Source organism: Grimontia sedimenti (genome assembly GCF_011045095.1).
Taxonomy (GTDB): Bacteria; Pseudomonadota; Gammaproteobacteria; order Enterobacterales; family Vibrionaceae; genus Enterovibrio; species Enterovibrio sedimenti.
Window position 1 is genome coordinate 500,363 of sequence record NZ_JAALDL010000002.1, and the last position, 15,974, is coordinate 516,336.

A 15,974-nucleotide genomic window follows, 5' to 3' on the forward strand; every position below is an offset into this window, starting at 1 on the left:
ATACTAAGATCGAAACGGTCAGATCGCAACCAATGAAACAAACATTTCATGTGTTATCTCACTGGTTGGATCATCCCTAAGATCATCACTAGACGACTGGTCTAATTTCCGTTAATCTGTTTCACCATGAACACAGAAACCCAATCTACCCGCCAGCAAATTCTCGACGTCGGCTACCAACTCATTGTTGAAAAAGGCTTTTCGAACGTCGGTCTGGCGCAACTGCTTAATCATGCCGGGGTGCCGAAAGGCTCCTTCTATCACTATTTCAAATCCAAAGAACAATTCGGCGAAGCTTGATAGAAGAGTACTTCTCTCAATATCAGGCCAAACTGGATGCGCATTTCAGTAACCCTGGTCTCAATGGCTTTGAGAAGCTTATGGGTTACTGGATGAAATGGATTGAAGTGAATGACGGCATGTGTGGCAGTCAGCGTTGTCTGGTGGTGAAGCTGAGTGCAGAAGTGTCTGACCTGTCTGAATCTATGCGTATTTCATTACTGAATGGCGCAAACCGTATTGTCACTATGCTTGCTGATTGCGTTCAGATTGGCATTGAAGATGGTTCGATTCAGGTCAGTAACGCCGAAAAAACCGCCAGTCAGCTTTATCAACTTTGGATTGGTGCAAGCCTTATGAGCAAGCTCAACCAAAATGTAGAGCCGATGAAACAGGCGCTGGAAAGCACAGAGCGCTTGCTCAAAGGACAACACGCTTTTTAATCAAACGGCGCAGCCGCGCCAATAAAACCGCCAATTGCACTTGGCGGATTTTTTTACTCAATTACTAGACGACTGGTCTAGTGGTCATAACGTAAAGGGAATCAGCACATGTCAGTTTCGTTGGAAAACAACCGAATCGTTCTAGCTTCACGCCCAGTAGGCGCGCCTGTTACTGATAACTTCCGTTTGGAATCTCAGGAGGTTCCAGCCCTGAAAGATGGCGAACTGCTGCTTCGCACCATTTACCTTTCACTCGACCCTTACATGCGTGGCCGCATGAGCGATGCCAAGTCTTACGCTGATCCCGTTGAGCTTGATGATGTGATGGTCGGTGCCACAGTTTGTCAGGTAGAAGACTCACTGAATCCAAACTTTGAAAAGGGTGAATGGGTGCTGGCATACACAGGTTGGCAGTCTTACGCTGTATCTGACGGCGAAGGTCTGCTGAAACTGGGCAAATCCCCTTCTCACCCTTCATTCGCACTGGGTATCATGGGTATGCCGGGCTTTACCGCTTATATGGGTCTTTTGGATATCGGTCAGCCGAAAGAAGGCGATACCCTGGTTGTCGCAGCCGCGACTGGCCCTGTTGGTGCGACAGTGGGTCAAATCGGCAAACTGAAAGGCTGCAAAGTCGTCGGCATCGCAGGCGGCGAAGAGAAGTGTCGCCACGCGGTTGAAGTGCTGGGCTTCGATGTTTGTATCGATCACAAAGCGGAAGACTTCGCAGAACAACTGGCAGCGGCCTGTGACAAAGGCATCGACGTTTACTATGAAAACGTCGGTGGCAAAGTGTTCGACGCCGTCATGCCATTGCTCAACACCGGCGCGCGCATTCCAGTATGTGGTTTGATTTCTCAATACAATGCGACCGCACTGCCAGAAGGGCCAGACCGTATGTCTCTGCTGATGGCGACCTTGCTGATCAAGCGCATCAAGATGCAAGGCTTCATCATCTTTGATGATTACAGTCACCGCTACGACGAGTTTGCAGCCGACATGGGCAAATGGCTGATGGAAGGCAAAATGCAGTACAAAGAACAAATCGTTGACGGTTTGGAAGCTGCACCAGAAGCATTTATGGGTCTGCTGGAAGGAAAAAACTTCGGCAAATTAGTGGTGAAAATCGCCGAGCCAATCGCTCTCTAATTCCCGCTCCACAATTGAGAAGAAATTGAAAAAGCCCGCCCGGTTTTCGCCCGGCGGGCTTTTTGTCACTTCACCTGCTAAAGCAACGTGTTAGGTTACACTGTATTTAAGAAAGAATTTCACGCAGGGGATGCAATGAAAAACTGGATCGTTTTACTTTTCACTCATGGCTTTGCCATCGCCATCGGTTTTGCGGCTGGCATATACGCACTACCCATTCTTATCGCGCCGGAAGGCCCTTCTGTTGAAGTGATCGAATCAACCGCGTCTAAAGCCAATTACTCTGGTGAATTCCGTAAAGATCTGAAAGACAGCGACACCTTCCATTGGGGTGAAGGCAAAGTGTCTATTGGCCCGGAAAGTATTTCGCTAATGGGAGAACTCGCGCCAGGCCCAGACTATAAACTCTATCTTTCACCTGAGTTTGTTGAAACAGAAGCCGACTTCAACCGCTTGAAGCCACAAATGCAACACGTGGGCGATGTAAAAACCTTCCAGAATTTCTTGGTAGAAGTCCCTAGTGATGTCGACCCATCGCAATTCAATACCGTGATTGTTTGGTGTGAATCTTTTGGCGAGTTTATTACCGCAGCGCGTTATAAGTAACAGACTGAAAGAAGAAAAGGCGAAGCAGAGTGCTTCGCCTTTTTCCGTTTATGGCACCAGTTTTCTGATAAACGAAGAGGCAAACAAGTAATGAGGATCGTAGCTTCTCAGTTTGCTCACCGTTTCATCATAGCTTCGGGTTGCGGTGTTAAATGTGGTCGGCAAAACGTTGGAAATAAAGGCATCGTTTTGCCAAGCGCCTTGTGCGTTGTATCCCCATCCTTTTGACCACTCCACGCGAACCTGCTCAGCGGGTAGTTGTTGGTATAACCACTCCTCTACTTCCTGATAGAACGCCCCTGCTCCCGGCATATCCGCAAATGTCAGCAGATCGACCCATACCACAGTATCCAACGCCGCATCGTTTGTGGATGTTGTTGCTGAGAAAGCTGGTGGCTTTGCGCCAGGAATATTCAGGCCCTCAGTGCGATCTGTTCCCGTGACGCGAATCTCCATTGGCCCTGCCATTGGGAACTGTTTTCTCGCCGCATATTCTGCCTGAATGCGCAAATACACATTGGCAAAGTCATGCAGGAAACCTTGCACATCGTTGCGGTTAAGGTGCACCGCATACCCGTTGGCTGTCACGCGCAGCGTGGTGTTACGCACATACACCAAGGTCTTCCACGCAGGCCCCCAAATATCATAGCTTTGTGCAAACAGGCTTCTGGCCGTGGCATCCGGTTGGGTTTCTTCCACCGCCTCAATGTAAGGCAGTAACTCATCAAACTCTTCCTGAGTAATAGTTTCGCCTGAATTCAGGCTTCGTGAGGTAGCCGAGCCAACCACCTGATTTTGCAAATTCTCTCGGTTTGCTCCACCTTTTAGCGCCAAGGTGGTCGTGACAGACTGCAAGATGCCAAAAGCAGGAACAAGGAAAGGTTTGGCAACCAGAATGCCTTTAATGATGTCTGAAACGAACAGCGGAATATTGTCACTGAACGGGTAATTGTAAGGACCAGAAACAGCACGGGAACCCGCAGGTTGCGCTGCTTCATTCGACCATACTTTCAGCCAAGGTTTTTGACTGTAAGGGAACCAGATCACTTCCATCCTTCCGGCGGTATCCAAAATATTCGCGATGGAGAAAGTGCTTTCTTCCTGAGTCGCAGCAAACAGTTCTGCATAGTGAATATCAGTGAAGCTCTGGCAACGCAGGTTATAATTCGGCAGCACCAACATGGTTACTTCAAAAATCAGGGTCGCACCTAATGCCGTGAGGAACAGATCCCCATCTTCCTCGTCACGGGTAAAAGTACGAAGCGCATATTTAGAGCCGTTCCAAACTAACGCTGTCACTGAGAGTACATTGTTGCTGATGCTGCCATTGAGCGTTTCATTCTCGTCAGAGCCGTTGTAACTCACTTTAGTGCCGTGACCACCAATCGAGAGCATGCCCGCCAACGAAAGATTCCCCGGCGCAGGCGTGTTTGAAAAGGCGTAGCCAGGAATGTCAGGGTTACCGCCCGCTTGCGCTTCAATAAAGGCGTAGAGGTTTTCAGCCTGCACGCCGCTTCCCGCTCTCACCACGCCATAATCCTGATGGGATTCCACCATCTCCAAATGATTGAACGCGGACACATCCAACAACAGGATTTTGTCTTTCGGTTCCGTTTCAGAGATGATCAGCGGCGACCAGTTATGCATGGAGCCGAAGGCTTTGACCGCATAGCCGTTTTCCAGCGCCCACTCAGCAACCCGCTCTAAATCTTCTTTCGCTTTCGCACTGGCTGCCATCACGCTTTTCACTTTGATGTCCTGAGACCAGTTTTCATACGTGATGTAGTAAAACTCGCTCTGACAACCCGAAAGCAGAAACGGCATAGGCAGCGATGAGATCGCCACTGAAGTAAATAACAGCCCTTGGCTATTCTTGAGGAATCTTCTTCGTTCGTTATTAAATGACATACCTTTTCCCTTGAGTCTAAAAACACACCTTTGTTTAAAAAAGCATTACTTGACTGCCTTATTTTGCAGACAGGCCCAGCAATGACCTAACTCAAGAGAGTTTGGTAACAGCATCAGATCACACTTCATTGTTTAAAACGATTAGAGAAATACAAATTCCCACAAAGGCAACAAAAGGAGCGGAAACACGCTAATGCGTATACAAGCATAATGATAAGCCGCAGCTATCGATAAGATAGTCACTAACGATTTCAGCTAGCAGATGAAAAACCTTAACCTGACGCCAATAGCTACAGAGTGAGAGATAAGAAACATGTCAGGTAAGAAAGCACTGGTCGTTGAAGGTGGAGCTATGCGCGGTATTTTCGCGAGCGGTGTGTTAGATGCGTTTTTGGACGTCAATTTTAATCCTTTTGATTTCGCCATTGGCGTGTCTGCTGGTGCCTCTAACCTGCTGGGTTATCTTGCTCAGCAGCCAAACCGCAGCTATCAGGTGATCACTGGTCTAGCGACTGATGATGCTTTCTTTAATCCTGCACGTTTTGTTCGTGGCGGTAATCTGGTTGACGTTCAGTGGCTGGAACAGGAATCTCTGCGCCGCTTCCCTCTCGACACAAATACTCTATTCGACAATATTCCTTTGCTGGCAGCCGTGACCAATGTTGATACTGGTGATGCGGACTATTACTGGGTGAACCCAGACAATATGTCCAAAGTGATTGAAGCAACCACTGCCCTGCCGATCGCTTATCGCCCGACGCCGTGTTTCTCTGGTGGTTGCTACACGGATGGCGGCGTTGCGGATTCCATTCCGGTTGCAGAAGCCTATCGACGCGGCGCGCGAGAAATCACGGTTATCCTGTCACAGCCTGGCGACTATGAAATGTCTCCGATGAAAATGCCAAAGCTGATGGATCAACTGCTGAAGAAATACCCTCACGTTGCAGATGCGATGCGTAAACGTGCCGAGCGTTATAACGCCTCGCTGGCGTTTATTAAGAATCCGCCAAAGGATTGCGTGGTGAATGTGATTGCACCACCAGACACCTTCCCGGTTGGTCGCTTTACCATGAAGAAATCCAAGCTCGATGAAGGCTATGGCATGGGTATTCGTGCGGGTCAGGCGTACATGTTTAATCTGTACAAAGACGTGCTAAAGCAGCAGGTTTTGGAAGAAGGGGCTACGAGAAAGGTTCGGGATTTGGTGGCTTGAATTCGCATACGGGAACGTATCACGCCTTCGTATAGACTCAGCGGATTGGCATTTCTAGTTTGCGACCCAATCGGGAGAATTTGTTCACTCTGCATTCAAAACCAATCCAAAAATTCCCTTGCCCACTCGTCTCTATTTCTGTAGTTTAAAAATTCATCACCAAAAAGAGTCACTTATGGTTTTCCAATCTCTACCACTCTGGCTACTTCTTCTTATGCCCTTCAGTCGGTAGAGTGACTCGTTTCCGGCTGTGAGTAGAACAGCCGGATGTCGCCCTCTCACAGCCTTGATTAAAACAACAAACCCATATCAAGGAAGTGAACAATGAATGACGCGTCTGTCAGTACGCAAGACTCCTCCGATTACCGAACCGGTATCATTTACGCCTTAATTGGCACGGTGCTTTTCTCTATCAAGCCTGTGCTTATCAAGCTCGCGTACACAATGGGTGGTGATGCCACTACAATCATGAGTCTTCGTGCGGCGTCTTCCCTTCCAATTTACTTCCTCATCCTGCTCTGGCTATGCCGTAATGCCAGTGAACGCTGCAAAGTTCGACAATTTGGCTGGAAAGCTGCACTTGTCGGTGTACTTGGCTACTACTTCGCAGCATTGCTGGACATCATGGCGCTGGAGTTTATTTCAGCTCAATTGGAACGCTTGTTGATCTTCCTGTTTCCATCCTTTGTGGTGATCATCAGCTGGGTCTTTATGAAAGAAACACCGCGAAAAGGCACGTTTCTCTCCATTGCCATTGGTTATGTCGGCGTTGCCATGATTGTGCTGCATGATTTCAGCTCATTTGGTTCACAGGTTTGGCTTGGCAGTGTGATGGCCATTGCAGCAGCCTTGGCCTTTGCTGTTTATCTGGTGTTGAGCAAAAAAGTGATTGGCCAGATGGGTTCCCAACTTTTCACCAGTATTGGTATGGGCAGTGCGGGTCTGGTGATCATGGCTCAGTATCAGGTAAAAGGGGCGCAATTCAGTGATATGTCGAATGAGCTTATTGCGCTGGGCGTCGTGCTGGGTTTTTTCTGTACGGTGTTGCCTTCGTACTTTGTCGCTGCGGCCATGGCAAGGTTAACCCCTTCTGTGCTGAGCCTGACCAGCAATATTGGCCCCGCAGTGACCGCAATTTTGCAATTACTCTGCTTGATGAAGCATTCACCATCTGGCACGGCCTAGGGATGATTCTGGTAGTTTATGCGGTGGTGAGGATCAACAAGAAGAGCTAAAACAGAAAAGCTGGCAGAGATGCCAGCTTTTCATTTGTTTTTTATCGATCTTATTCGCCGACATCCACCCCATAGCGGAAACAGCTTGTCAGGTGATCGTTGACCATACCTGTCGCTTGCATGTAGGCATAGCAAATCGTGGTACCCACAAATTTAAAGCCTTTCTTTTTCAGCGTCTTACTCATGGCGTCAGATTCAGGTGTGGACGTTGGGACATCGGCTAAGGTTTCCCAATGATTGATGATGGGTTTCCCACCCACAAACTGCCAGATGTACTCATTGAAACTGCCAAACTCTTTCTGGATTTCCAACACCAACTTGGCGTTAATCACAGTGCCATTCACTTTGAGTTTGTTACGGACGATAGCTGGGTTTTCCAACAGCTCGGCGATTTTCTTTTCGTCATAAGCTGCTACGGTTTCGATGTGGAATTTATCAAAGGCTTCACGGTAACCTTCACGCTTTTTGAGAATGGTGGTCCAACTTAATCCTGCTTGCGCGCCTTCCAAAATCAGCATTTCGAACAGTTGCTGATCATCATGAACAGGCACACCCCACTCTTCGTCGTGATATTTCTGATCCAGTTCGCTTACATTCGCCCAGCTGCAACGTTCCATGTCTTCCCCGTATTTTGTGTGAATACCAATACTGTATATTTATACATACAAATTGCGATTCGCGCAAAAAAAAGAGGACGCAATCATGAGACTACGCCCTCTCTTTTCAGGGGGATTAATTCACTTTCACCGTTTGGTGCATTTCCAGCGATTCCAGTGCGCACTCCGCGAGGTACAGCGCCAATTCACCATCCACGCCAGTACATTGCGGCTCTGCTTTGCCTTCCAATACATCAACAAAATGCTGCCACTCGGCAATGTAAGCCTCTTTGTACCTTTCCAGGAAGAAGTACTGAGGCTTAGCCGCAGCACAGCTTTCATCGCCCCAATGTTCAACCTGATGCTCGCGGACATTGCCAGCTTTTAACATGCCTTTGCTGCCATGCAGTTCGATACGTTGATCGTAGCCATAGCCAGAACGACGGCTGTTGATGATGGTCGCCATCGCACCGGATTCGAAATGCATGACCACAACAGCACTGTCGATATCGCCAGCTTCACCAATCGCAGGGTCTACCAAGCATGAGCCGTGCGCTGATACTGAAACCGGATCTTCACCCATGATGAAACGTGCCATATCCAAATCATGAATCGACATGTCGCGGAAAATGCCGCCGGATACTTTCACGTATTCAGCAGGTGGTGGCGATGGGTCGCGGGACGTGATCACCAAGGTTTCGGCTTTACCAATTGCGCCGGATTCAAACAAATCTTTCAGGGTACGGAATTGAGGGTCGTAGCGACGGTTAAAACCAACGAGTAACTTGGCATTATTTTCATTCACGACATTCAGGCATCCTCTGACTCGCTCCAAGCTCAGGTCGATTGGCTTTTCACAGAAAATCGCTTTGCCCGCTCGCGCAGCTTGCTCAATCAAATCCGCATGGGTATCTGTCGCGGAACAAATCACCACGGCATGAATATCCGGATCTGCCATGGCTTCTTCGGTCGTCATCACCTCGGCATCATATTCATCTGCGAGTTTGGCAGCGCCTTCATGATAAGGGTCTATCACCGCTTTGATCTGAGTCAGCGGGTGAGCGTCTATATTCACTGCGTGGACTTTCCCTATCCGCCCACAGCCGAATAACGCGATATTAAACATGGCCTCTCCTTTTGCTACTGCTATTTTTGATTGTTGTGTTTGTTGGCATATTCCGGACTGTTCACCCACGCATGGTCTTCTTCCCAGGTGAACAACCATTTTCTTACTGGCCCCGCCATCACATTCAAGTAATAGCTGTCATAACCCGCTATGGTCGCCACAGGGTGGTAGCCGCGGGGAACCATGACCACATCGCCGTCGTAAACAGCCATGCATTCATCGAGGTCACGCTCATCGGTATAAACCCGCTGAATGCAGAAGCCCTGAGACGGATTCAGTCTGTGGTAATAGGTTTCCTCAAGGTGTGTTTCTTCCGGCGGTGCGTCCCTGTCATGTTTGTGGCTGGGGTATGAGCTGGTGCAGCCTTCGTCAGTATAGACTTCCACCACCAGCAGGCTGTCTGCGTTCTCGTTGTCTGGGAGAATGTTGTGTACATAGCGTTTGTTATTGCCGTTTCCTCTCGCTTCTGCGCCAACTTGTTCAGGACTGATAAGGCGAGAAGGAAAGGTGCCTTTGCCCGGAGCGCGACATACTGCAAGCTCAACATCCGTGGTGGCAGTCAGTTCAGCAGCGTCACCCGCAGTGATATACAGCGAGTACGGTTTTTTCTTTTCAAACGGCCCTGAACGGTCGCCAATCTCCCCCAGTGATCCGCCCGCCAGCGTAGCAGTGGCCTTGCCGCCCACCAGCACCAGACAAATCTCTTCATCGCTGCTGGCTTTAAAAGTGAGCGTTTGATTAGGTTCGAGTTGGTAAGCCTGAAAGCCTACGTATTTCCAGCCTGCAGAGGCGGGGGTGATGTTCTGGTAGCGCCCTTTTTCGTCGGGCAGGTTTCGCTTGGAAAGCAGGTCAGACATAACGGCTCCTTGTCGTGACTGATCGTTGATTCTTTGAAGATCTAGTCTGCCAATAATAGAACATATTTTTCAATTCTCAACAAAGTGAAATCTATATTTCATTTTTAGCGCTATAGTGAAACAATAAATGTCATGACACGAATCAGCCAAAGAGGTCACGCTATGGACTTGCAATCCCCTCCCCGCCTGTCGTTTTTCAGCAAAGCAAACTGCGATATTGAAGCCTTCGCAAAAATTTGCGCTTCGCAAAAGGTTAACAAGGCTGACTATCCGCTTGCCGCTGATGTCATCCATAATGTGGTGGTTTTCGATGGTGATGCCATTCGCTCTGCCAGTAACAACGTAGGTGCCTTTCAGGACGAAATCGCCCACGCACTGCAATACGGACCAGGTGTGATTGCCATAAACGTTTCTACGACAACACTGCCGTGATTGATGAAATGAGCAAAGTGTTCGAAAAAATCCTTGAAGCAGAGAGGGGATTTGGCGCAGGAGACCACTTTGGAAAAACAGGTCCGCAAGCTAATGGACGCATCTGGAATGTGTTCCAGAAAAGTGCCGAAGCTGACCCGGAAACCTTCGTGGATTACTACAAAAACCCGCTATTAACTTGTGTCAGTGAAGCCTGGTTGGGCCCGCATTATCAGGTGACTGCGCAAGTCAATATTGTCCGCCCTGGCGGTGAAGCACAGGTTTCGCACCGTGATTACCATCTAGGCTTTCAGGTGCCGGAAGAAACAGTTCGTTACCCGCTTCATGCTCAGCAGATGTCGGCGATGCTGACGTTGCAAGGTGCAGTCGCGCATACCGATATGCCTCTCGAAAGCGGCCCAACCAAGCTATTGCCTTTCTCACAGCAATACCCGCTTGGATACATTGCATACCACCAGAAAGCGTTTCAGGACTTTTTTGAATCTCACTACATTCAGGTCCCCTTGGAAAAAGGCGATGCAGTGTTTTTCAACCCGGCGCTGTTCCACGCAGCCGGCGCAAATGTGACGGATGATTTCCATCGAAGCGCTAACCTGCTGCAAATATCGTCGGTTTTCGCTAAACCGATGGAGACCGTCGACTCTGCGGCAATTTGTCGAAAGCTCTATCCCGCTCTTCAATCACGCTGGCAAGAAGGCTCACTGTCGTCGGCTGAAAAAGCCGCCATCGCCACAGCCGCCGCAGATGGCTACGCCTTTCCAACCAATCTGGACACGGATCCCCCGATTGGCGGGCTGGCACCTGAATCCATGGAAGCCCTACTCTGCCGAGCTTTGGATGAAAATATGGATGCTGATACCTTCGAGATTGCTCTCGCTCAGTTGAAGGAAAAACAGCGGGCATAAATAAGCACTGAGCCCGGCGGTTGCCGGGCTCAGTGCTTTTTAGAGAGCTAATGCTTTAGATGATGCTTACACCGTCTTGATAGACATTTTCTGCATCAGTCCAAATCGTGATGGTGTCATGCACCGCGTGGTCGAACACATATGCTTGCAGTTCGCCAACTTGAGCGCCGCTCAGACCAAGAATGGAAATCATCTCTGCGGAAAGCGTGGCTGATGGTGTACCTGCAGCGTTGTATTCCCAACCGTCAGACTCCAGGTTGAAAGAGTCATCGCCTTCGCCCAGATAAGCAACAAATCCATTCCACTCACCTGGGTCAACAAAGGTCGTTGACTGAGGAAGATCAGATTGCGCATGAATCGCGAAGGCGCTAACAGAAACTGACTGGTCCCCTTCATCACCGATTGCGGCTTCCACCTGCGCGATAGGATTTTCCCCACCCGCGGTCACGCCATATGAGACGCCAGTGAAATCAACATTGGCATCGCCTTCAATGATCAGCTGGTCAAAGCCACGGTCGCCCAGGTAAACATTGTCATTGGCGTTAATGAAGTTGATGTCTGAGAAGTCTTCTGCGTCAAAAAGCAGGATGTCATCACCCTCACTACCGCGGTAAATATCCAAACCTGTGCCGCCATCAAGGAGGTAGTCTTCATCGAAACCAGACTCCAGAATGTCGTTGCCTGCACCACCATAAAGCTCATCACTGCCGCTACCGCCTTTGAGGAGGTCATCACCGTCACCACCGTAGATGATGTCATCACCCGCATTTCCGTAGAGCACATCGTTGCCGGCGCCGCCGTGAATGGTGTCATTCCCGGTACCGCCACGGATGTCATCATTACCTTCGTTGCCTTCGATGTAATCGTCACCCTGCTCGCCCCAAATAGTGTCGTTACCATCACCGCCAAACAGCATGTCATCGTCACCCTCGCTGTCTGGTGTTTGTCTGAGGGAGACATTGTCAATCAGCGCACCATAGGTGTCTGATTTTCCTTTGCCTTCAAAGCGGATGCTGATGAAATCCATGCCCTGTGGGATGGTCACGTCAGTTGCAAACGACACATAGTGATCATTGGCTTGAGTGTTATCGAAAAACTGGGAGTAAACGACATTGCCCTGTTGGTCGAAAACTTTCACTTCAAACTGACTGGTAGAAGTATCAGAACCGCGGTAACGATTAGCGTAATCAAAAGACAGCGACAGTGTGGCATCACCGTTTTCGGCAAGACCTGTGATGTCGACATCCTGCTGCACCCAAGTGTTGGTGTGGCTGTCCAGTTCCAGTACGGTGTTGGTGACGTCATTCTGTGGAGTACCGCCGAAAGTGCCTTGCTGAAGCTCAATCTTGTTGCTGCCCGGTGTGTACCAACCCGTAACCTGATGATCGTCCAACAGGCTCCAGTGATTGGTGGTGTTGTTACCGTAATCTTCAAAATCGCCGTTGATAAGAAGTTCACGGGTGCCATTAACATCAAAGCCATCGTTACCATAGATAACGTCATCGCCTTCGCTGCCGTAGACTTCGTCGTTGCCGTTGCCACCGTAGAGGGTGTCATTACCCGTCAGGCCATCGATAAAGTCATCGCCTTCATAGCCATTGATGGTGTCATTAACATCACCCACGGTAGACGTTGTCAGCGCAACGTTGTCAATCAATGCGCCATAGCTGTCAGATGCACCCTTGGCTTCAAAACGCAGCGAAATACCGGTTGTTCCTTCAGGTACCGAAAAGTCGATTTCAAAGTTCACGTAGCTGGTATTCGCTTGGGTGTTATCGAAGAACTGGCTGTAAAGCAGGTTGCCCTCGTTATCCAACACCTTGACTTCAAACTGACTGGTTGATGTGTCCGAGCCGCGATAGCGGTTGGCATAATCAAAAGAAAGGTTGAGTGTTGCGTCGCCAGAATCAGTCAATGTGGTGACATCGACATCCTGTTGTACCCAAGTGTTGGTGTGACTGTCGAGTTCTAAAACCGTGTTGCTCACACTGTTCGTCGGTGTACCGCCGAAAGTACCCTGTTGCAGTTCGATTTTGTTGGTGCCCGGTGTGTACCAACCCGCTACCTGGTTGTCGTCGAACAGCCCCCAAGTGTTGGATGAATCATCACCCCAAGCTTCAAAATCGCCATTGATAAGAAGATTATTGCTTTGTTCTATGTCGCCATAGAGCGTATCGACACCGCTAGTGCCATTAATAATTGCCATACCTTTGTCCTCTGTGCTTTTTTATATCGCACTGACCAAATAGGGCTGAACAGCAAAACCGGTGCGGAAGAGTTTTTCAGAATAGAAGCACCGAAAAATCGAGCCTGGGATGGACGCGCGTTTCAGGGAGAATATTCACGGACGAGACAAAATGAGACAATTCCTTCGAAGGATGATCAATCAAAAGTCAGTCTATTTCCTGATGATTGATTATTTACAGTATGAGATACGGACATACATTAGGGCTGACTTAAGTATGACCAAAAACAAAATCCGGCACGAGGCCGGATTCTTAGACAATTTCGTCGTTTGTTTTAGATGATGTCGTCACCATTCAGAGTAAAGTGCTCCGCATCAGTCCATACTGTGATGGTTGAGCCTGAGTTGGTCTCGAATACGTAAGCATCCAACTCGGCAACTTGTGTATTGTTCAGGCCCATGAATGCAATCATGTCAGCTGACAGTTCTGCGGTTGGTGCTGCATCTGCATCCAGCTTCCAGCCATTGCCATCCAGGTTGAAGGTATCATCACCCGCACCCAGGTAAGCCACAAAACCATCCCAATCGCCTGGGTCAGTCAAAGAAGCAGACTGGAATGGGTCAGATTGTGCTTTGATAGCGAACGCATTCGCGGTCACAGTCTGGTCACCCTCGTCACCAATCACAGCTTCTACCTGCGCGATTGGCTTAAAGCCAGCGCTCAGGCCGTATGACTCACCAGTCATATCGACGTTTGCATCACCGTTCACAATCAGTTGGTCAAAGCCACGGTCACCGATGTAGATGTTGCCGTTCTCTTGAAGGAAGTTCAGGTCAGAGAAGTCTTCCTGATCGAAGTACATGGTATCGTTACCTTCACTACCTACGTAAAGGTCTTTACCCGTACCGCCATCCAGCACATAGTCGTCGTCATAACCTGCTTGCAGGTAGTCATCACCCGCGCCACCGTATAGCTCGTCGCTACCGTTACCGCCGCGAAGAATGTCATCACCTTCACCACCGTAAAGGATGTCGTCGCCGTTACCACCCAGAATGGTATCGTTACCTTCGCCGCCGTAAATAACGTCGTTACCTTCGCCACCGTTGATGTTGTCATTACCTTCATCACCGTAAACCAGGTCGTCGTCGTCACCAGAGCGAATGAAGTCATCACCTTCACCACCGTGAATGGTGTCTTTGTCGCTTACTGTCACTTCTTTCGTGGTTTCAGCGAAATCGGTGTAATCAATCTCTCTCAGGTTCTCATAAGAGTGAGGAACCAAAGTCAGGTCAGTTGCTGATGTGATCTCCGGACCTTCGATTTGCAGCAGGATCTTGCCGTTTTCTTCAAGGTTCCAGTAGTGGTGCTTGTTGCCATCCAGGTCCACGTCGATGATCGCGAACTTGTAAACGTTAGTACCGTCGGTGTACTTCAGGGTGTAATCCAGGTTCACCGCGTAGGTGTTGTTACCAATGGTCACAGTTTGGGTTTTGTCGTCAGAGTACTCATTACAGTAGTTGTCACCGTGGAGCACGCCATCGTCATCCTGGAAAGTCACTTCTGTCATGCCGCCATCAAACGCCAGTTTTGATGGGAAACACCAAGTGTGGAATTCACCGCCAGAAGGCATTGAGAAGTCATCACCCATCACGAACACTTTCGCTGTCGGGTCAGTTTCGATGGTTTCAGTCGCGATTTGACCACCATAGATGATGTCATCACCTGAACCGCCGTGGATCTCGTCATCGCCCCACTGACCGTAGATGGTGTCGTTACCTGCACCGCCATCGATGTAATCATTGTCGTTATACTTGATGGTTTTCGCAGTCGCGATGTCGTCGTAGTCCAAAGAGTTCACGTTCTGATAAGAATGCGGAACCAGAGATAAATCCGTCGCGTCGGTGATTTCCGGGCCGTCAATTTGAAGCAGCAGGTTACCGTTCTCGTTCAGGTTGTGGTAGTGGTGGCCATTGCCATCCAGATCCACATCAATGATCGCAAAGGTGTATACATTGCCGTCTGAATCACAGTATTTCAGCGAGTAATCCAGGTTCACTGGATACGTCTTACCGTCGATAGTCACGGTCTGCGATTTGTCGTCTGAGAACTCGTTGCAGTAGTTGTCGCCGTTAAGTACACCATCATCGTCTTGGAAAGTGACTTTCGTGGTGGTGCCATCAAACGCCAGCTTTGGTGGGAAAGACCAAGTGTGGAAGTTACCGCTGTCCATGCTGAAGTCTTTGCCCATCTGGAACACGGTAACGGTTGGTTCTTCGCTGAAGTTTGGCGTTGCTGTGTTGCCGTAGATGATGTCGTCACCGTCACCGCCAAACAACTTATCGTTGCCGTTTTCGCCAGAGATGTGGTCGTTACCTTTCAGACCATATACGGTGTCGTCGCCATTGCCCGCTGTGATGGTGTCATCAAGATCAGCTGGGTTGACAGTTTGTGGCTCAGTAATATCGTCGTAATTCAGGCTGCTGACGTTCTGGTAAGAGTTAGGTACCAAGGTCAGGTCAGTGCTGCTGGTGATCTCTGGGCCATCGATTTGGATCAGGATTTTGCCGTTTTCGCCAATGTTGCAATAGTGGTGACCGTTACCGTCTGAATCCACATCAACAATCGCGAAGGTGTAAACATTGCCGTCGCTGTCACAGTACTTGAGGCTGTAATCAACGTTTGCAGAGTATTCCTGACCATCAATTGAAACAGTCTGGGATTTGTCGTCAGAGAACTCATTCCAACGGTCATCACCGTTCAGCTGACCATCGTCATCATTGTAAGTCACGGTTGACGTGGAACCGGTAAAGCTCAACTTAGGTGGGAAAGACCAAGTGTGGAAATTGCCACTGTCCATGTTGAAATCGGCGCCCATAACAAATACTGCACCGGTTTTCTGATCGCTGCTGCCGCTACCGATATCGCCGTACAGTGTATCTGCGCCTGAAGTTCCGTTAATGTCTGCCATTACCGCTGTCCTCGTCATCTATTGGGGTTACGCCTACAAATGATGCTATGAAATCAGTTGAGCAATCATTG

At 49.2% G+C, this 15,974-nt stretch carries 11 protein-coding genes and 2 pseudogenes; 7 read left to right on the top strand and 6 right to left on the bottom strand.

What is annotated here, in order from left to right; translation table 11 throughout:
- The first annotated feature begins 126 nt into the window (after window positions 1-126).
- The 3 genes and pseudogenes from G5S52_RS05030 to G5S52_RS05040 all read left to right on the top strand — a co-directional run bounded on the left by G5S52_RS05030 (window position 127) and on the right by G5S52_RS05040 (window position 2,477).
- Window positions 127-722 (top strand): annotated as a pseudogene (locus tag G5S52_RS05030) (TetR/AcrR family transcriptional regulator).
- A gap of 108 nt (window positions 723-830) precedes the next feature.
- Entirely contained in the window at window positions 831-1,871 is a 1,041-nt protein-coding gene (gene curA / locus G5S52_RS05035; RefSeq protein WP_165012050.1) for an NADPH-dependent curcumin/dihydrocurcumin reductase, read from the top strand.
- Window positions 1,872-2,006: 135 nt separating this feature from the next.
- A complete protein-coding gene (locus tag G5S52_RS05040; protein WP_165012051.1) occupies window positions 2,007-2,477 on the top strand; it encodes a DM13 domain-containing protein in 471 nt (156 codons plus the stop codon).
- 48 nt (window positions 2,478-2,525) lie between these two features.
- Here the strand turns inward: G5S52_RS05040 and G5S52_RS23820 are convergent, their stop codons facing one another.
- Window positions 2,526-4,385: a cholesterol oxidase substrate-binding domain-containing protein gene (locus G5S52_RS23820; protein ID WP_165012052.1), complete on the bottom strand. Its 1,860-nt coding sequence runs from the start codon at window positions 4,383-4,385 to the stop codon at window positions 2,526-2,528.
- 313 nt (window positions 4,386-4,698) lie between these two features.
- Between G5S52_RS23820 and G5S52_RS05050 the strand changes: the two genes are divergently transcribed.
- Window positions 4,699-5,598, top strand: a complete 900-nt coding sequence (locus G5S52_RS05050) for a patatin-like phospholipase family protein (protein ID WP_165012053.1) — start codon at window positions 4,699-4,701, stop codon at window positions 5,596-5,598.
- A gap of 324 nt (window positions 5,599-5,922) precedes the next feature.
- Window positions 5,923-6,833: pseudogene (locus G5S52_RS05055) on the top strand (DMT family transporter).
- A gap of 50 nt (window positions 6,834-6,883) precedes the next feature.
- Here G5S52_RS05055 and G5S52_RS05060 read toward each other — a convergent pair.
- The 3 genes from G5S52_RS05060 to iolB all read right to left on the bottom strand — a co-directional run bounded on the left by G5S52_RS05060 (window position 6,884) and on the right by iolB (window position 9,412).
- Window positions 6,884-7,450: a DNA-3-methyladenine glycosylase I gene (locus tag G5S52_RS05060; protein ID WP_165012054.1), complete on the bottom strand. Its 567-nt coding sequence runs from the start codon at window positions 7,448-7,450 to the stop codon at window positions 6,884-6,886.
- A gap of 115 nt (window positions 7,451-7,565) precedes the next feature.
- Window positions 7,566-8,555, bottom strand: a complete 990-nt coding sequence (gene iolG, locus G5S52_RS05065) for an inositol 2-dehydrogenase (RefSeq protein ID WP_165012055.1) — start codon at window positions 8,553-8,555, stop codon at window positions 7,566-7,568.
- Between the two features lie 20 nt (window positions 8,556-8,575).
- Window positions 8,576-9,412, bottom strand: a complete 837-nt coding sequence (gene iolB / locus G5S52_RS05070; RefSeq protein WP_165012056.1) for a 5-deoxy-glucuronate isomerase — start codon at window positions 9,410-9,412, stop codon at window positions 8,576-8,578.
- A 162-nt stretch (window positions 9,413-9,574) separates the two neighbouring features.
- Between iolB and G5S52_RS23825 the strand changes: the two genes are divergently transcribed.
- On the top strand, window positions 9,575-9,844 hold the full coding sequence (locus G5S52_RS23825) for a hypothetical protein (RefSeq protein WP_235956093.1): 270 nt from the start codon (window positions 9,575-9,577) through the stop codon (window positions 9,842-9,844).
- 8 nt (window positions 9,845-9,852) lie between these two features.
- Window positions 9,853-10,749, top strand: a complete 897-nt coding sequence (locus G5S52_RS05075; protein ID WP_235956094.1) for a phytanoyl-CoA dioxygenase family protein — start codon at window positions 9,853-9,855, stop codon at window positions 10,747-10,749.
- Between the two features lie 55 nt (window positions 10,750-10,804).
- Here G5S52_RS05075 and G5S52_RS05080 read toward each other — a convergent pair whose 3' ends face one another.
- Together G5S52_RS05080 and G5S52_RS05085 are read right to left on the bottom strand one after the other, a co-directional pair.
- Complete coding sequence (locus tag G5S52_RS05080) at window positions 10,805-12,955, bottom strand: calcium-binding protein (RefSeq protein WP_165012057.1); 2,151 nt, start codon at window positions 12,953-12,955, stop codon at window positions 10,805-10,807.
- 314 nt (window positions 12,956-13,269) lie between these two features.
- Window positions 13,270-15,903: a calcium-binding protein gene (locus G5S52_RS05085; protein ID WP_165012058.1), complete on the bottom strand. Its 2,634-nt coding sequence runs from the start codon at window positions 15,901-15,903 to the stop codon at window positions 13,270-13,272.
- Window positions 15,904-15,974 lie beyond the last annotated feature (71 nt).